Origin of the sequence: Specibacter sp. NPDC057265 (genome assembly GCF_042668835.1) — a bacterium.
In the GTDB taxonomy this organism is placed as follows: Bacteria; Actinomycetota; Actinomycetes; order Actinomycetales; family Micrococcaceae; genus Specibacter.
Map to the genome: position 1 here is coordinate 20,537 of NZ_JBHUYE010000010.1, position 17,066 is coordinate 37,602.

Below are 17,066 nucleotides of genomic sequence, written 5' to 3' on the forward strand. Positions count from 1 at the left end.
CCTTCCAGCGCTGGAGACGTGCCAGAGCGGCCGAATGGGCTTCACTGCTAATGAAGTGTGGGGCACAACTCCACCGGGGGTTCAAATCCCCCCGTCTCCGCCACAAAATGCGTCCTTTGATTTCTCAAGGGGCGCATTTTTTGTCCCTGCCATCCGGGGCGGGGTGGGCCGTCCCCTCCTGAAACATCAGACCATTAGACTGGGATGATGGCTGTTACAGACGAAGCAATCACCAAAATCAAGGACATGATCATTTCCGGCGAACTTGCCGCCGGGGATCGCCTGCCGCCGGAGAAGGAACTGAGCGAGAAGTTGGGTCTGTCCCGCAGCTCGCTGCGTGAAGCCGTCAAAGCCTTGGAGATCATCCGGGTGCTGGACGTGCGCCGCGGCGACGGCACCTATGTGACCAGCCTGGAGCCCAAGCTGCTCACCGAAGCCATGACCTTTATTGTGGATCTGCATCAGGACCGCTCGATCCTGGAAATCTTTGAGGTCCGCCGCATTTTGGAACCGGCCGCCGCGGCCATGGCGGCAGGGCGCATCACGGACGAGCAGATTGCGCAGCTGCGCGCCACCATGGAGAACATTGACGATTCCACCAGCGTGGAGCAGCTGGTGAACCATGACCTGGTTTTTCACGGACTTATTACGGCAGCAGCCAACAATTCCTATTTGGCCAGCGTGCTGGACGCACTTTCCAGCAGCACCGTCCGGGCCAGGATCTGGCGCGGACTGACCCAGGAAAAAGCGGTGGACCGCACCTTGTCCGAGCATGGCGCCATCATTGAGGCGCTGGAACGCGGCGACGCCGAACTGGCCAAATCCCTGCTGACGGTGCACATCAGCGGTGTGGAGCACTGGCTGCGGCAGGCGCTCTAGACCGACCCATCGGGTACGGCCACGCAAAACTCTAACTATCTTGCCTGCCAATCTAGTTAGGCATACAATCTAGTCATGTTGTTATCGGAGGAACCTTGGCCCGGAGACTGGAACCGCGCCTCCTTGGGCCTGTGCACGCTTCAGGCGCTCCAAGGCGGCCCCACCTACGGCTACGCCATTGTCACGGCGCTGGCATCGGCGGGCCTGGGCACCTTTAAAGGTGGGACCCTGTACCCCTTGCTGACCCGTTTCGAGGCGGCCGGCTGGGTGGAGGTGCAGTGGCGTCCCGGCGAAGGCGGACCGGGGCGAAAGTATTTCTCACTGACTGAAACCGGGCGCGCGGAGCTGGACCGTCAGCGTGCCCAGTGGAGCAACTTCACGGCAACAACCCATGCGTTCCTCGCCACCACAGCCGAGCAGGGAGAACCATCATGACCCGCAATCAACCGCTGCACACCACCGGTCACAAGAAATGGCTCGACGAGCTGATCTTGGAACTGCGCCTAAATGACGTTTCTGGAAAATCCATTGGGGACACCGTGGCCTCCGTGGAGGAATTTTTGGCCGATTCGGGCCAATCGCCTTTGGAGGCCTTTGGCACGCCCCGGCATTACGCCTCGCAGCTGGCAGCTGCACAGCCAGCTTCAAAGAGCGGGCAAGCCGCTGCGGCCACATCCCGGACAAGTATGGCCCTCAGCACCACCTCACTGGTCGCTTTCCTCGTCCTGTCAGCTGCCCTGACACCTTGGCTGGGCGGCGGGCAGTTGCTGCTTGGCCGCTGGCAGCTGGTAATGATGGCCGCTTTGGCCGCGCTGGTGCTGGCTTTGCCGCTGTACCTGCCCTGGCTTTTGCGCCACAGCTGGGCCCTGTTCACCCTGCCCCTGGTGGGAGGCGCCGCCGGGGTGCTTGGTGCCATGCTCACTCCCAAAAACGCCACTGACGCGCTGCTGGTCCTGGACCCAGGGATCGTAATCATGGTGTCCGGTGCGGCACTTGTGGCGCTCTCGGCCTGGGGCAGCGTGCGTGTGCTGCGGGAGCAGCCCGACGTCATTGAAAACCCGCTCGATGCCAAAGCTGGCAAGCGCTCACGGTGGTTTGAAATGCTGACCGCGTGGCTGTTTCCGATTCTCGCCCTGGTTCTGCTGGGCCTTGCCGCCCTGGTCGCTGGCGGAAGTTGAACCTTCCGGGCTGGCGCCGCGGCCGCCGGCCCAAGCCTGCTGCCAACAACACAACGGCCCTGCCACCGCCGCCAAGGCGGCCGCAGCAGGGCCGTTGCAGGGCCGTTTCCCCACCAGGGTGAGGACCTCATTAAACTTCCTATGCTGATGTGCTATCCACGCCACAATGCCATGCTTTTCCCGCAAGCTATCCGATGTTTACGAAAATGTTACAGTCGGTAAATCCGCCGGGCCGTTCCGGCCCACACGGCGTGGGATTCAGTGGCTGACAAGGTTCCCACCAGCGCGGACATGACGGCCAGGGTGTGCCCGTACGGCGCTCCCGCCAGGCTCACCGGCCAGTCGCCACCAAACATCAGCCGCTGCGCACCGAAGGCCTCCAACGCCACCTCCCAGACCCGCGAGAGGGCGCCGGCGGAGAATTGCGTCCCAGCCACGTGCAGGCCGGAAACCTTTGCAACAGTATTAGGCAGGGCGGCAACGGCACGCAGCTGCGTTTCCCAAGCCCGCATATCGGCCGCCGAACCGGCCCGCGGCGGCTTGCCCAAATGATCAATGACCACCGTCAGTTCCGGCAGTTCGCGGGCCACGGCGGCCGCCTGCCCCAAGTGCCGCGGAAATGCATCCGGCACCTCGAAGGCCACTCCCGCCCGGGCCAGCAGGGCCAGCGAACGGCGCACCGGTGCCAGGTCCAAAAACCCGGGGCGCGGGTCGTCGTGCAGCAGGGTCCGCACCCCGCAAAATGCGCTGTGCCGCCCCCATTGCTCCAAGCGGCGCGCAGCCGCCCCGGGGTCCTCCAAGGGCAACCAGCCCACCACGCCCACAATCCAGTCGTGGGCGGCCGCCGCAGCCAGCATGGCTTCGGTGTCGGCGGCCGTGTCGTCGGCCTGCACCAGGATGGCCTGGGCCACCTTGGCAGCGCTCAGCTCGGCGTGGGCCTGGCCGGCCGTAAAACTGTCATACAACAGTCCATGACCGGGCTTGAGCCAGGAGTATTGCCCCTGCGCCAGCTGCCACAGGTGCAGGTGCGCGTCAATGCGGGGTTCCTCAGCCATGCAGCGCCCCTTCCGGCAGCAATCCGCGGGCCACCAGGGCCGTCCACAGTTCCGGCGGGATGTCGGCGGCCATGCGCGCAGCGGTCTCGGTGATCTGCCCGGCATTGGAAGCGCCCACCACCACCGAGCACACGGCGGGGTGTGAGCGGGCAAATTGCAGGGCGGCCGCCGGCAGCTCCACCCCAAATTCATTGCAGCAGGCCGCGAGCGCTTGTGCCTTTGCCAAGATCGGCGCCGGAGCGGGGGCGTAGTTGTAATTCGCATTGTCCGGGACCACCGGGCGGGCCAGCAGACCGGAGTTGTACACGCCCACATTGACCACGCGGACTCCTCGCTCCAGGCACAAGGGCAGCAACCCGGCGGCTGCCGGCTGTTCCAGCAGGGAGTACCGTCCGGCCAGCATGATCACGTCCAGTTCGGCCCCCAGCACACAGGCCTGCAGGGCATCGGCGGAGTTGGCCCCCACGCCAATGGCCGTCACCAGGCCCTCCGCCCGCAGCCGCTCCAGCGCCGGCAGCGCCTCCCGGATTCCCGCGTCCAGGTCATAGACATCGGGGTCGTGCAAATATGCGATGTCAATCCGGTCCAGGCCGGTGCGCTCCAGGGAGTCCTCGATGCTGCGGCGGATGCCGGCCTCGGAAGGATCCCAGTGGCGCACCAAGTTCGCCGGAACGTCAAAACCCTGTGTGTCCCGGGCACCTGCGGGGTTGTCCACGGATTCCAGGATCCTCCCCACTTTGGTGGAGAGGACAAATTCATCCCGCGGCTTGGTGCTCAGGAATGCACCCGTGCGGCGCTCGGACAGGCCCAAGCCATAGTGCGGAGCCGTGTCAAAGTAGCGCAGGCCCACGTCCCAGCCTGCCGCAATGGTGGCAGCAGCAACGTCGTCGTCCATGGCCTTGTAAAGGTTGCCGATGCCTGCGGCACCAAAGCCGAGACGGCCCAATTCCGGCACGGTCACGGCAATTCCCACACTTTCGCCAGGCCCATGTCATCTCCTGAGTAGTCGTCTTCGACTTCCAGCAGCCCGCTCATCACGGCCTGCCACTCGATGTTGACTGGATTCGTGGCCAGTTCCCTGCGCATGGCCTGGTAATCGGCCACCTCGACCACGTGGAAAAGGTCCCGGCCGCTGCGCCAAATGTTCCAAGCGGTGACGCCGGCGCCGCGCAGGGCCGCGTCCAACTCGTCGCTGACGCGGGCGTGGACACGCTCGTACTCGGCTTCCTTGCCGGGTTTCAAGCGCGTGCGCAGGGCAATCTTTTGAGTCATGTCAGTCCCTTTCGGTGGTGGGTTCCTTGGTGGCGGTGTTCAGGAAGAGCTCGACGACGGGCACCCTCACGTTGGGCTGTTGGACCGGCAACTTCAGCGTGAGTGTTCCCGGCGCCTGGCCTGCGGGTGTCATGTGGCCCGCCACCTGGTCGGAATCCAGGACCATCATGTCAACCTCGGAGGCGTCGTTTAGCAACTGGGCGTAACGGACCTTTCCGGCCAGGCCGGGCAGGTGGACGAACTGGAAGGGCCAGGCGAACAGGTGCAGGTAGAGGCGGCTGCCGCGCTGAGTGTAGCGCGCATCAGCGGGGACTTCGAAGCCTGATGCGCCGGCACCATAGATGGAACGGCCGTGCAGGCGCAGCCATTCACCGATGCCCTCCAGCGCCTCGTGAGCGCGGGGGTCGATGTTGCCTCGGGCGGTGGGGCCCACGTTCAGCAGCAGGTTCCCGCCCTTGGAAACCCCGTCAATGAGCATCCGAATCAGCTGGTCGGACGACTTGTAGTTTAGGTTGTCCCGGTCGTAGCCCCAGCTCCCGTTCAAGGTCTGGCAGGCTTCCCACGGAACTTCCTTCCCGCCGCTGAGCATGGGCCCGGCGGGCTGGTACTGCTCCGGGGTGACAAAATCCCCGGGGACGCCCAACCTGTCGTTGACAATGATTCCGGGCTGCAGTTTCCGGATCATCGCCATCAGCTCAACGGAACCCCAATCATCGGCGCCCTTGCCTCGGAACTGGGGTTCGCCGTCGGCCGTTGCGGTGGACATTTCAGGGTAGGAAAAGTCAAAAAAGAGGTAGTCGATCTGTCCGTAGTTACTCAGCAGCTCGCGGACCTGCCCGTGCAGGTATTCGCGATACAAGGCGCCGGTGCGGGTCTTGTTGAGCTCGCGCCAGTCCGGGTTGTTACGCTCGGAATGGACCGCGTCAATGGCAAAATCGGGATGGTGCCAGTCGATGACGGAATGGTAAAAACCAACCTTCAGACCGGCCTCCCGCAGCGCCTGTACGTAAGGGGCAAGCAAATCCTGCCCGCACGGAGTGTTGGTTGACTTGTACTCCGTGAGGGCCGAATCCCACAGCACGAACCCGTCGTGGTGCTTGGTGGTCAGCACCACGTACTTCATGCCAGCGTTCTTGGCCGCTGCGGCCCATTCGCGCGCATCGTAGAGGTCCGGGTCAAAATGCTCAAAATACTTGCGGTAGTCCTCCACCGCGATTTGCTCGTAGTTCATGACCCATTCATGCCGGGCAGCCAAGGAGTACAACCCCCAGTGCACAAACATGCCCAACCGGTCCTCGGTGAACCAAGGGGCATGCGGAATCGCAACTTGTTTCGGGGTTCCCTGGTGCGTCATGGGCTAGACCAGCTCCTTTTCAGTGGGGTCAATTTCTGCTTCTACTAGGGCGCCGCTGTGGCCGGAATGGGCCCGTGCGGCGGACACCGCGGCGTCGGCTACCCAGAAAGCGCCGTGCGGGAAGGTGTATTCAGCCACCGAGGCGGCGTGCATTTCGCTGCCGCCGCCTGGTGCCTGCGGCGGCCAGTAGCAGCCGTCGTGGACATCGATGGGCGTCACAAAGTGCTCGTGCAGGTGGTCCACGAACTCAATCATGCGGTCATGCTTGAGCCCCGACACGGCCACAAAGTCAAACATGGACAGGTGCTGCACGGCCTCGCACAGGCCAACACCGCCTGCGTGGGGGCAGACGCGGACACCAAATTTGGCCGCCAGCAGCAGGATGGCCACATTTTCATTCACGCCCGCCACGCGGGCGGCATCAATTTGCAGCACCTGCAAGGCGTTGGCCTGCAGCATCTGCTTGAACACCACCCGGTTTTGCACATGCTCCCCCGTGGCCACCGGAATCGGAGCCACGCCCCGGGCAATGGCCGCATGGCCCAGAATGTCATCGGGGCTGGTGGGCTCTTCAACCCAGGCAATGTCAAAGGGTGCCAGGTGCTTCATCCATTCAATGGCCTGCTCCACATCCCAACGCTGGTTCGCGTCCACGGCCACTAAAATGTCCGGCCCCACGGCTGCACGGGCAGCACGCAGGCGGCGCACATCGTCAGCCAAATCAGCTCCCACCTTGAGCTTGATCTGCTTGAACCCGGCAGCCACGGCCTCGTGCGCCAGGCGGGTCAGCTTCTCATCGGAATAGCCAAGCCAGCCCGGGGTGGTGGTGTAGCCGGGGTAGCCTTCAGCCAGCAGCGTTGCCGTGCGCCCAGCCCGCCCGGGCTCCGCGGCGCGCAGGATCTCCAGGGCCTCCGCAGGTGTCAAGGCATCGCTGAGATAGCGGAAATCCACCAGGTCAACGAGCTCCTCCGGAGACATTTGTGCCAGCAGCCGCCACAGGGGCAGGCCGGCACGCTTGGATTTCAAGTCCCACAGCGCATTCACCACCGCACCAATGGCCATGTGCATGACACCTTTTTCAGGCCCCAGCCAGCGCAGCTGGGAGTCGTGGGCCAGTTCCTTCCAGGTGGCGCCCATGTTTCCCAGCAGCTCTTCGGCATTGCGTCCCAGCAAATACGGGGTCAGGGCCTTGATGGCGGCCGTCTCCACATCATTGCCGCGGCCAATGGTGAACACGAAGCCATGGCCTTCGTGGCCGTCGCCGCTGTCTGTGACCACGCGCACATAAGCCGCGGAGTAGTCCGGATCGGGATTCATGGCGTCGGAACCATCCAGATTCCTGGAGGTGGGAAAGCGGACGTCACTGGTTTCCACGGCAATGATGGTGCTCACAGGCTGCTCCCTTGTAAAGAGGTTCGGCGCGTCAAGGCGCGCAAAAGATGCCCCAAGCTAAACATCGGATGTTTTATGTGTCAAGATCGCACAAAATGCGAAGACAATGCCATATGTTGGGTAATGTGGCCCTAAAGTTCAGATGTTAGGGCCACATTAAGTCAATGATCAGTGCCGTCGCCGCGCGGTTCGAAGGGAAACTTACATGAAGATTGCACGCCTGGGTGAACCGGGGCAGGAAATCCCCGTGGTGTATGCCGTGGATGCGAACGGCACGGAGCGCAGCTACGATGCCCGCTCCGTCACAAAGGACATTGACGGGGCATTTTTGGCCGGTGGCGGCCTGGCCGCCCTCGCCTCCGCCCTGCATGAAAACTCGCTGCCGGTGTTGGAGAATGCCGAAACGCTGCGCATTGGCTCCCCCGTGGCCCGCCCAAACGCCGTCATTTGCATTGGCATGAACTATGCCGCCCATGCCGCGGAGTCCGGTTCGGCGCCGCCGGCCATTCCGGTGGTTTTCCTCAAACCCAGCAATACCGTCACCGGCCCGCGCGACCCCGCCCCCATCCCCCCGCTGGCGGGCAAATATGACTGGGAAGTGGAACTGGGAGTGGTCATGGGCCGGGAGGCGAGTTATCTCGCCAGTGTCCAAGAGGCGGAGGCCGCCATTGCCGGCTACGTTATTGCCAACGACCTATCCGAACGTGACTATCAAATCCCCGGTGCCGCCGGCCAGTGGACCAAAGGCAAATCGCTGCCCAAGTCCACGCCGCTGGGCCCCTGGTTTGTTTCGGCGGACGAAGTGGACGCCAATGCCCTGCAGCTGCGCAGCTGGGTCAACGGCGAACCCCGGCAGGATTCCAACACCGCGGATTTAATTTTCGATGTTCCCACCATCATTCACCACCTGAGCCAGTACATGGTGTTGGAGGCAGGGGATGTCATTTTGACGGGAACACCTGAAGGCGTGGCCCTGTCGGGCCGTTTTCCCTATCTCCAGGACGGCGACGTGGTGGAACTTGAAATTGCCGGCCTGGGCCGGCAGCGCCAGGAGTTTTTCCGTGCCACAGCAGCTTTGAAGGGGACAAAATGAGTCAGGAACTGAACCACCTCACAGCAGTGGTCACCGGCGGCGCCTCGGGCATTGGCGCGGCCATTGCCGCCAAACTCCAGTCCCTGGGCGCCAGGGTGGCTGTGCTGGACCTGTTCCCCGGCGAGCTCCCCGCGGGCCAGCTGGGTTTCAGCTGCGACGTCTCCAACGACGAGTCCGTCAAGGCCGCCATCACCGGCACGGTGGAGGCCTTTGGCGGGGTGGACATTGTCATCAACAATGCCGGCATTGGCGCCATTGGCACCGTGGAGGACAATGACGACGCCGAGTGGGCCCGCGTGTGGGACATCAATGTGGTGGGCATGGTGCGGGTCTCGCGCGCGGCCCTGCCGCATCTGCGCAGCTCCTCCAGCGCGGCCGTGGTGAACATCTGCTCCATTGCAGCCACCGCCGGGCTGCCCGCCCGGGCCCTGTACTCGGCCACCAAGGGCGCAGTGCTGTCCTTGACCCAGGCAATGGCGGCCGATCATCTGCGCGAGGGCATCCGCGTCAACTGTGTCAATCCCGGCACCGCCGACACACCCTGGGTGGGCCGTCTGCTGGATCAAGCCGAGGATCCGGCTGCGGAGCGCGCAGCCCTCAATGCCCGCCAACCGCATGGCCGCCTGGTCACGGCCGGGGAGGTTGCCGCGGCGGTGGCCTATCTTGCCGGTCCGGGCGCGGGCTCCACCACCGGCACCTCCATCGCGGTCGACGGCGGCATGCAGGCCCTGCGGCTGCGGCCGGCGGGGCAGTAACGCAGCGGCCGGCGTCCCCGGCCTTGGAACGCCGGCCGCTGCGCTGGAACGCTTTAACCCGCCTGGGCCAGCACCAGCGGCAGCACCTGTTCGGCCCCGGCCAGGCGCAGGGCACGTCCGGCCACGGTGAGGCTCCACCGGCTGTCAACCAGGTCATCCAGCAAAAGCACCGGTCCCGCGGGGCCGGCGGCGAGCGCGGCCTGCAACTGCGCACCCACAACAAATCTGTCCCAGACTCCGGCCAGGCGGTAGGCGCTGTTGCCGCCGCGGGCACCGGTGGGTCCGCCAAACTCCAGTGACAGCTCGCCCCAGTAGGGCAGGCGGCCAATTTCACTGATGGCCTGGGCAAACGACGCCAGCAACAACGGCTTGCTCCGCGACGGCATGGACACCACCGCCACGGGCCGCCCGGCCCCCGCCCAGCCGGACTGTCCCCAGTCGCGCAGCACCGCCACCACGGCCTGGGCCATGGCGGGGTCGAGGGGCGCATCCGGGGCGTCGGCGGCAAACATGCCGCGCAGGGAGTTGCCCCAGCCCAGATCCGTCAGCCTGGCCAGGGCCCGCCCTGCGGACGTCAGTTCCGTCTCCTTGAGTTTGCCCTTGACGGGGACCCCCAGCCTGTCCATGCCCGTAGGCCACAGGGCCCGTGGATCCAGCGGCAGCCCGGCCTGCCGCAGCGCTTCTCCGGCGGTGTCGGCGGCGGAGGAGCTCACATCGCTGGCAAACCACCGGCCGGCACAGTTGTCACACCGCCCGCAGGGGGCCGCGGTTTCATCATCAAGGGCCGCCGCCAGGTATTCCATCCGGCAAGCTGACAGGCGCTCGTAGTCCACCATGGACTGCTGTTCGGCCACGCGCGCCTGGGCTATGCGCCGGTACCGTTGTTCGTCATAGCTCCACGGCTGACCGGTCGATTCCCAACCGCCACTCACCCGCCGCACGGCCCCGTCCACGGCCAGGACCTTCAGCAACAACTCCAGCGGCGTGCGGCGCAGATCAACCCGGGCCTCCAAGGCGGGGGTGGACATGGGCTTTGGCGACTCCCCCAACGCCGTGAGCACGGCCATGGCCTTGTCCTGCGCCGGCATGGAGGCGGTGGCAAAGTACTTCCAAATTTCAGCATCCTCAGCCCCGGGCAGCAGCAAAACGTCTGCATTGGCGCTGCCGCGGCCGGCGCGGCCCACCTGCTGGTAGTACGCCACCGGTGAAGACGGCGCCCCAAGATGCACCACGAATCCCAAATCAGGCTTGTCAAAACCCATGCCCAGGGCGCTGGTGGCCACCAGGGCCTTGACCTCGTTGTTCTTCAACGCCGCTTCCAGGGACTCGCGTTCCATGGTGTCGGTCCGCCCCGTGTAGGCCTTGACCGCGTGTCCCGCCTCAGCCAGCAGACGGGCGGTGTCTTCGGCCGCGGAAACGGTGAGGGTGTAGATGATGCCGCTGCCGGGCAGCTGCGTCAAATGCGTCAACAACCAGCCCAAGCGGTCCCGTGAATCGGCCAGCCGCAGCACGCCCAGCCGCAACGACTTCCGGGCCAGCGGACCGCGAATGGTGAACACGCCCACGCCCAGCTGTTCCTCAATGTCGGCAACCACCCGCGAGTTGGCCGTGGCCGTGGTGGCCAGGACCGGGACACTGGCAGGCAGCCGGGCGATCAGATCGGCAATGCGGCGGTAGTCGGGGCGGAAGTCATGGCCCCAGTCGGAAATGCAGTGCGCCTCATCCACCACCAGCAGGCCGGTGCGCTGCACCAGCGCCGGCAACTGGTTCTCCCGGAAGGAGGGATTGGTCAGCCGTTCCGGTGAAACCAGCAAAACGTCCACTTCATCGGCTTCCAGGGCCGCCGTCACCTGCCCCCACTCGGTGGCATTGGCGGAGTTGATGGCCACGGCCCGCACTCCTGCCCGCTCGGCGGCCGCCACCTGGTCGCGCATGAGTGCCAGCAGCGGGGACACAATGAGCGTGGGTCCGGCACCGCGCGCCCGCAGCAGCAGGGAAGCCACGAAGTACACGGCCGACTTGCCCCAGCCCGTGCGCTGCACCACCAAGACACGGCGGCCGCCGTCGACCAGGGCCTCAATGGCCTCATACTGGCCCTCATGGAAATCGGCGTCATCGCGGCCCACCAGGGCCCGCAGCACCCCGAGTGCCTGCGCACGGGTCTGCGCGGAGGGTGTGCCGGCGGCGGGAACCTGTTGCATCGTCATGGTTTCCAGTATCCCAGCGGGTGCCGACATTTTCCTGCCCGCTACACAAAGTGTGGACAAGCGCCCCGTTGTGGGCCCCGGCGCTAGGATGAGGGGGTGACTATTGCAAATAACTCCCAGCTTGATTTGTCCAGCTCCTTCAAGGCCTACGATGTCCGCGGGATCGTGGGTCAGTCCATCACAGCCGATTCCGTGCGCGCCGTTGCAGCCGCATTTGTGGATGTCCTGGAGCTGGCCGGCCAACGTGTGCTGGTGGGCGGGGACATGCGCCCCTCCTCCCCCGAGTTCGCACAGGCCTTTGCCGACGGCGCCGCCTCCCGCGGTGCCAATGTCACACTGCTGGGCCTGATTTCCACCGATGAGCTGTACTTTGCCTCCGGCGTGCTCAATGCCGCCGGCGTGGTGTTCACGGCCAGCCACAATCCGGCACAGTACAACGGCATGAAAATGACCAAGGCCGGCGCCGTGCCGCTGTCACTGGAGACCGGCCTGGCGGACATCCGCGATCTGGCCCAACGCTTTTTGGACGGCGGACTGCCCGCGGCCGCAGAGGTCCCCGGCACCATTGGCGAAGCGGATGTGCTGAAGGACTACTCCGAATACCTGCGCAAGCTGGTGGACCTTTCCGGTTCCCGGCCGCTGAAGATCGTGGTCGACGCCGGCAACGGCATGGCCGGCATGACCACCCCGGCGGTGCTGGGATCGGCACTGCTGCCGGGCCTGCCGTTTGAGATTGTGCCGTTGTACTTTGAACTGGACGGCACCTTCCCCAACCACCCGGCCAACCCGCTGGAACCGGCGAACCTGGTGGACCTCAAGGCCGCAGTGGTCAAGCATGGTGCGGACATTGGCCTGGCGTTTGACGGCGATGCCGACCGCTGCTTTGTCATTGACGAAAAGGGCGAGCCGGTCTCCCCCTCCGCCGTCACGGCCCTGGTGGCCCGGCGTGAAATTGCCCGGGCCAAGGCCCTCGGCGAGGAACACCCCACCATCATCCACAACCTGATCACCTCCCGCGCAGTGCCGGAATTGATCAACCACGACGGCGGCCGGGCCGTGCGCACCCGCGTGGGCCACTCCTTCATCAAGGCCACCATGGCCGAGGAAGGCGCGGTCTTTGGCGGGGAGCACTCCGCGCACTACTACTTCCGGGACTTCTTCAACGCAGACACCGGAATGCTGGCAGCGATGCACGTGCTGGCGGCCCTGGGCGAGCAGGAAGGAAGCCTCTCGGATCTGGGCCGCGAGTACGAGCCCTACGTCTCCAGTGGTGAAATCAATTCCCAACTCGCCGATGTCCCGGCAGCCGTGGCGCGCGTGCGGGCAGCCTACACCCGCGAGGATGTGGAAGTGGATGAACTTGACGGCATCACCTTCACGTCCAAGGACGGCCAATGGTGGTTCAACCTGCGCGCCTCCAACACCGAGCCGTTCCTGCGCCTGAACGCCGAAGCCGTTGACGCCGTGACCATGGCCGATGTGCGCGATGCCGTCCTCGAGATCGTCCGCCAGTAATACCCACCCAAGGCAGGAACACCGTGGCACAACACATACCTGAAACAGACGGCGCCGCCCCGGAGCAGCCCGCACAATCCACCCAGGACCAGCTGGTCCAGGATGACCTCAACAAGCTTTTGGGCACGGCCCTGGGCTTGGCCGGGGATCAACTTAGCGAGCACGGCGCCTTCATGCCCCTGGCAGTGGTGCTCAGCAATGCCGGCGAACTGAGCCTGGTGGCAGTTGCCCCGAACACCGTGGAGGGCGGGGAGGAGGAGGAACTGGATGCGGACCAAATGATTGCGGATTTGTTTGCCGCGCTCACCAGCCAGCGCGCCGACAACAGGGCAGCGGCCGTGGTCTGTGACATCCACCTGCCCGAAGACGCCACCGACGCCGTTCACGTCATGGCCGAACACGCCACCGGTGTGGGTGTTTCCGCGGTGCAGCCCTACCGCCAGGGGGATGGGGGCTGGGAATTCAGCGAGCCCTTCCTGGAAGCTGGAGAACGGGCCATCTGGACCTAAGCCATGCGCATCAACAGTTTTGCGGACGTGAGCCTGCGCCTGCTCATGGTCCTCACCTCCGCTCCACCGCATCAACTGCACACCACGCGGGAACTGGCGGAGCTGGTGGGCACGCCGTACAACCACGTCAGCAAGGCGGTGCTCAAGCTGCGCCAAATGGAGCTGGTGGAGGCCCTGCGCGGCCGCAGTGGCGGCGTGCGCATCACCCCTGCCGGCAGAACCGCCACGGTGGGCCAGGTGCTGCGCGTGCTTGAGGGCCATCAGGACGCCGCAGGGTGCGAAGGCGGAATGGGCGGCTGCCCCCTGGCGCACAGCTGCGGACTGCGCGGGGTGTTGAACCACGCCCGCGAGGCCTTTTACCAATCCCTGGACGGGGTCCAGCTCGGCAGCCTGGCCGCACCGGCCCAGGCGGGCCCGATCCCCGTGACTTTGAGCACATCCCGCCCGGTCTGATCCGCGCAAATCCAACATATTTCTACGACACGTAGAAATTGGGACTTTAAAGTTGCATGGAAAATGCTACTTTGGGCTTGTCTTTAGATCCAAACCCAAGGAGCCAACACCATGCTGTCGGAAAAATCGCGTCCCCTCATTGCCGCCACACTTCCCCTGGTAGGCTCACGCCTTGATGCCATCGCCCCCAATTTCTACAGCCGCATGCTCACCGCACGCCCCGAACTGCTCAATGGCCTCTTCAGCCGTGCCAACCAAAACAACGGCGTGCAGCAAAAGGCCCTGGCCGGATCAATTGCCGTCTTCGCCTCGGCGCTGATCGCGGACCCCGATCTGGTTCCCGAGACCATGCTCAGCCGGATTGCCCACAAGCACACGGCCCTGGGCATCACTGAAGACCAATACCAGATTGTTTACAAGTACCTTTTTGAGGCCATCGCCGAAGAGCTGGCCGATGTCATTACGGCAGACATTGCGCAGGCCTGGACCGAGGTCTACTGGCTCATGGCCGATGCCTTGATCAAGATTGAAAAGGGCCTGTACAGCCGGCAGGCCAATGACAAGATGTGGATGCCCTGGACCGTGGTTGAAAAGAACCGCGCAGGCACCGACGCCGTCACCTTCGTCCTTGAACCGGCCGATGCCACCCCGGTGACAACTGCCCGCCCCGGCCAGTTCGTCTCCGTCCGGGTGGCCCTGCCGGACGGGCTCCTCCAGTGCCGCCAGTACTCGCTGTCCGCCGACGTGGAATCAACCACCCGCCGGGTCTTCACCACCAAGCGCGATGACGGCGGGGAGGTTTCACCCGTGCTGCACCGCGACGTTGCGGTGGGCGACGTCGTCGAACTGTCCAATCCCTATGGGGATGTGACCCTCGACGGCGAAGGCCCGGTGGTGTTTGCCACCGCCGGCATTGGCTGCACCCCCTCGGCGTCGGCACTGCGTTCACTGGCCACCAGCGGCACCGACCGCGAAGTCCTGGTCCTTCATGCGGAGCGGAACCTTGAGGCATGGGCCCTGCGCGAGCAAATGACCTTGGATGTCGAAGCCATCCCGGGCGCCAAGCTGCAGCTCTGGTTCGAGGAGCCCAGCGAAGGCCACCACAAGGGTTTCATGTCCCTGGCAGGCGTCGATCTGCCGGCGGACTCCACAGTGTTCCTCTGCGGTCCGCTGCCCTTCATGAAGGCCATCCGCAACCAGGCCATTGATGCCGGCGTCCCCGCCACAAAGATCCACTACGAGGTCTTTGGTTCCGACTTCTGGCTCGCCGGCGCAGCCGCATAGTTGCACCTGCCGCGCCCACCCCACCGGCGGGCGCGGCAACCGCTAAGCGGCGAAGCGGGCCTTGAGGTCTTCCAGCTCCGCGGCCAGCTCCCCGGGCAGGGAATCACCGAAGCGGGCGTACCACTGCTCAATGCCTTCCAGCTCCGCCGCCCACTCCTGGGGCACCACCTTCAACGCATCCTCAATGTCGGCCATGGAGACGTCCAGGCCGGTCAGGTCCAAGGACCCGGCTTCCGGAACAAAACCGATGGGCGTTTCCACGGCGGTGGCGGTTCCTTCAATGCGTTCCACCACCCATTTGAGCACGCGGCTGTTCTCGCCAAAGCCCGGCCAGGCGAATCCACCCGCGGAGGTGCGGCGGAACCAGTTGACCAGGAAGATCTTGGGCAGGCGCTCCGCATTGGCGGCGCCGGAAAGCTCAATCCAGTGCTTGAGGTAGTCACCGGCGTCGTAGCCCATGAAGGGCAGCATGGCCATGGGATCGCGGCGCACCACGCCGACGGCCCCGGTGGCCGCCGCGGTGGTTTCCGAAGAGAGCGTGGAACCCATGAAGATGCCGTGGGTCCAGTCCCGCGCCTCGGTGATCAGCGGCACGGTGGTCTTGCGGCGGCCGCCAAACAGGATGGCATTGATTTCCACGCCATCGGGGCTGTAGTAGTCCTGTGACAGCATGTCCACCTGGTCAATGGGCGTGCAGAAACGTGAGTTGGGGTGCGCTGCCGGGCGCCCGGAGCCGGGGGTCCAGTCCTGTCCCTGCCAATCCGTCAGGTGGGCCGGGACCTCGTCGGTCATGCCCTCCCACCAGACGCCGCCGTCGTCAGTGAGCGCAACGTTGGTGAAAATGGAGTTTCCCTTGACTATGGCAGCCATGGCGTTGGGGTTGGTGGACCAGCCGGTTCCCGGGGCGACGCCAAAGAGGCCCGCCTCCGGGTTGACCGCGCGCAGCTCCCCCTCCTTGCCAAAGCGCATCCAGTTGATGTCATCGCCGAGGGTCTCGGTGGTCCAGCCGGGAATGGTGGGCTGCAGCAGCGCCAGGTTGGTCTTCCCGCACGCCGAGGGGAACGCCGCGGCCACGTGGTAGCTCTTGCGTTCGGGACTGGTGAGCTTCAATATCAGCATGTGCTCCGCCAGCCAGCCCTCATCGCGGGCCATCACGGAGGCAATGCGCAGCGCAAAGCACTTCTTGCCCAGCAGGGCGTTGCCGCCGTACCCGGAACCAAAGGAAAAGATGGAGCGTTCCTCCGGAAAATGCACAATCCATTTCTCCGGATTGCAGGGCCAGGCCACGTCCTTCTGGCCGGCTTCCAGCGGGGCGCCAACGGAGTGCAGTGCCGGCACGAAGAAGGCCTTGCTTGCCTCCAACTGGGCCAGCACTTCCTTGCCAATGTTTGCCATGATGCGCATGGAGGCCACCACGTAGGCGGAATCGGTGATTTCCACGCCAAACTTGGGGTCCTTTGCATCCAGCGGGCCCATTACGAAGGGAATGACGTACATGGTGCGGCCACGCATGCTGCCGGCAAATTTTTCGTTGAGGATTTCCTTCATGGCAACCGGGTCCATCCAGTTGTTGGTGAAGCCGGCGTCACGTTCATTCTCTGAGCAAATGAAGGTGCGGTCCTCCACCCGGGCCACGTCGACCGGGTCTGAGAAGGCGGCAAAGGAATTGGGAAACAGTTCCGGGTTCAGCCGGGTGAAGGTGCCCTCGTCCACCAGCTGATCCGTGAGCCTGGCATATTCCTGTGCCGATCCATCCACCCAGTGGATGTTGTGCGGCAGGGTCAGGGCAGCCACCCCATCCACCCATGCGGCGAGGCCTTCATGGGTTGTCATGGCCTGCTCCACGGATTGCTGCGCTGCGGCGTTGCCCATTGGATTTCCCTTCATTGGGTGGGTAGGTGATGACTAAATGCTATGGGGGCCTCCGTGCGGCCACCGGCGATGGGATGTAGGACCTTCGGCCACCCCAAATGGCCGCCACCGCGCGTTTCCGGGGCCCAGTGAACTTGATATGCATGATAAGTGTGATGCGGATCACCTATACCGGTATAGTAAGTGAGGACACCGTGCCTTCGATTTGTACCTGCAGGCCAAGTCAGGTTAGAGTTATTCACGGCCCG

16 protein-coding genes and 1 tRNA gene are annotated in these 17,066 nt (G+C 64.5%); 10 read left to right on the forward strand and 7 right to left on the reverse strand.

Annotation, left to right across the window (positions count from 1 at the left end; all coding sequences use genetic code 11):
* Positions 1 to 12 precede the first annotated feature (12 nt).
* From ACFUCV_RS09040 to ACFUCV_RS09055, 4 genes are all read left to right on the forward strand, one after another.
* Positions 13 to 103: transfer RNA gene (locus tag ACFUCV_RS09040), tRNA-Ser, on the forward strand.
* Positions 104 to 207: 104 nt separating this feature from the next.
* On the forward strand, positions 208 to 879 hold the full coding sequence (locus ACFUCV_RS09045) for a FadR/GntR family transcriptional regulator (protein ID WP_380814771.1): 672 nt from the start codon (positions 208 to 210) through the stop codon (positions 877 to 879).
* A 75-nt stretch (positions 880 to 954) separates the two neighbouring features.
* The gene (locus ACFUCV_RS09050) at positions 955 to 1,314 is read left to right on the forward strand and encodes a PadR family transcriptional regulator (protein WP_380814773.1); all 360 of its coding nucleotides are present in this window, start codon (positions 955 to 957) and stop codon (positions 1,312 to 1,314) included.
* Positions 1,311 to 2,057, forward strand: a complete 747-nt coding sequence (locus ACFUCV_RS09055) for a hypothetical protein (RefSeq protein WP_380814775.1) — start codon at positions 1,311 to 1,313, stop codon at positions 2,055 to 2,057. Before ACFUCV_RS09050 ends, ACFUCV_RS09055 begins: the two co-directional genes overlap by 4 nt.
* Before the next feature lie 209 nt (positions 2,058 to 2,266).
* On the opposite strand, the gene ACFUCV_RS09060 is transcribed toward ACFUCV_RS09055, so the two are convergent.
* Genes ACFUCV_RS09060 through ACFUCV_RS09080 form a run of 5 tightly spaced genes read right to left on the reverse strand, consistent with a single transcriptional unit; the run spans position 2,267 to position 7,130 of the window.
* A complete protein-coding gene (locus ACFUCV_RS09060) occupies positions 2,267 to 3,112 on the reverse strand; it encodes an amidohydrolase family protein (RefSeq protein WP_380814777.1) in 846 nt (281 codons plus the stop codon).
* Entirely contained in the window at positions 3,105 to 4,073 is a 969-nt protein-coding gene (locus ACFUCV_RS09065; RefSeq protein ID WP_380814779.1) for an aldo/keto reductase, read from the reverse strand. Before ACFUCV_RS09065 ends, ACFUCV_RS09060 begins: the two co-directional genes overlap by 8 nt.
* Entirely contained in the window at positions 4,070 to 4,384 is a 315-nt protein-coding gene (locus ACFUCV_RS09070; protein WP_380814780.1) for an L-rhamnose mutarotase, read from the reverse strand. Before ACFUCV_RS09070 ends, ACFUCV_RS09065 begins: the two co-directional genes overlap by 4 nt.
* Position 4,385: 1 nt before the next feature.
* Positions 4,386 to 5,738, reverse strand: coding sequence for an alpha-L-fucosidase (locus ACFUCV_RS09075; protein WP_380814782.1), 1,353 nt, complete (start codon positions 5,736 to 5,738; stop codon positions 4,386 to 4,388).
* A 3-nt stretch (positions 5,739 to 5,741) separates the two neighbouring features.
* Positions 5,742 to 7,130: an enolase C-terminal domain-like protein gene (locus ACFUCV_RS09080; protein ID WP_380814784.1), complete on the reverse strand. Its 1,389-nt coding sequence runs from the start codon at positions 7,128 to 7,130 to the stop codon at positions 5,742 to 5,744.
* A gap of 205 nt (positions 7,131 to 7,335) precedes the next feature.
* On the opposite strand from ACFUCV_RS09080, the gene ACFUCV_RS09085 reads away from it, so the two are divergent.
* Complete coding sequence (locus tag ACFUCV_RS09085) at positions 7,336 to 8,223, forward strand: fumarylacetoacetate hydrolase family protein (RefSeq protein WP_380814785.1); 888 nt, start codon at positions 7,336 to 7,338, stop codon at positions 8,221 to 8,223.
* Complete coding sequence (locus tag ACFUCV_RS09090; RefSeq protein ID WP_380814787.1) at positions 8,220 to 8,978, forward strand: SDR family NAD(P)-dependent oxidoreductase; 759 nt, start codon at positions 8,220 to 8,222, stop codon at positions 8,976 to 8,978. Before ACFUCV_RS09085 ends, ACFUCV_RS09090 begins: the two co-directional genes overlap by 4 nt.
* 53 nt (positions 8,979 to 9,031) lie before the next feature.
* On the opposite strand, the gene ACFUCV_RS09095 is transcribed toward ACFUCV_RS09090, so the two are convergent.
* On the reverse strand, positions 9,032 to 11,179 hold the full coding sequence (locus ACFUCV_RS09095; RefSeq protein WP_380814955.1) for a RecQ family ATP-dependent DNA helicase: 2,148 nt from the start codon (positions 11,177 to 11,179) through the stop codon (positions 9,032 to 9,034).
* Between the two features lie 102 nt (positions 11,180 to 11,281).
* Between ACFUCV_RS09095 and ACFUCV_RS09100 the strand changes: the two genes are divergently transcribed.
* The 4 genes from ACFUCV_RS09100 to ACFUCV_RS09115 all read left to right on the forward strand — a co-directional run bounded on the left by ACFUCV_RS09100 (position 11,282) and on the right by ACFUCV_RS09115 (position 14,946).
* Positions 11,282 to 12,700, forward strand: a complete 1,419-nt coding sequence (locus ACFUCV_RS09100) for a phosphomannomutase/phosphoglucomutase (RefSeq protein WP_380814789.1) — start codon at positions 11,282 to 11,284, stop codon at positions 12,698 to 12,700.
* A 23-nt stretch (positions 12,701 to 12,723) separates the two neighbouring features.
* Positions 12,724 to 13,209 (forward strand): hypothetical protein, encoded by a 486-nt coding sequence (locus tag ACFUCV_RS09105; protein ID WP_380814791.1) that lies wholly within the window; start codon positions 12,724 to 12,726, stop codon positions 13,207 to 13,209.
* A gap of 3 nt (positions 13,210 to 13,212) precedes the next feature.
* Entirely contained in the window at positions 13,213 to 13,662 is a 450-nt protein-coding gene (locus ACFUCV_RS09110; RefSeq protein WP_380814793.1) for an RrF2 family transcriptional regulator, read from the forward strand.
* A gap of 111 nt (positions 13,663 to 13,773) precedes the next feature.
* A complete protein-coding gene (locus tag ACFUCV_RS09115; protein ID WP_380814795.1) occupies positions 13,774 to 14,946 on the forward strand; it encodes a globin domain-containing protein in 1,173 nt (390 codons plus the stop codon).
* Positions 14,947 to 14,988: 42 nt separating this feature from the next.
* Here ACFUCV_RS09115 and ACFUCV_RS09120 read toward each other — a convergent pair whose 3' ends face one another.
* Positions 14,989 to 16,833 carry a phosphoenolpyruvate carboxykinase (GTP) gene (locus tag ACFUCV_RS09120; RefSeq protein ID WP_380814797.1) on the reverse strand — a complete coding sequence of 615 codons (1,845 nt, stop codon included), beginning with the start codon at positions 16,831 to 16,833 and terminating at the stop codon, positions 14,989 to 14,991.
* Between the last annotated feature and the right edge of the window lie 233 nt (positions 16,834 to 17,066).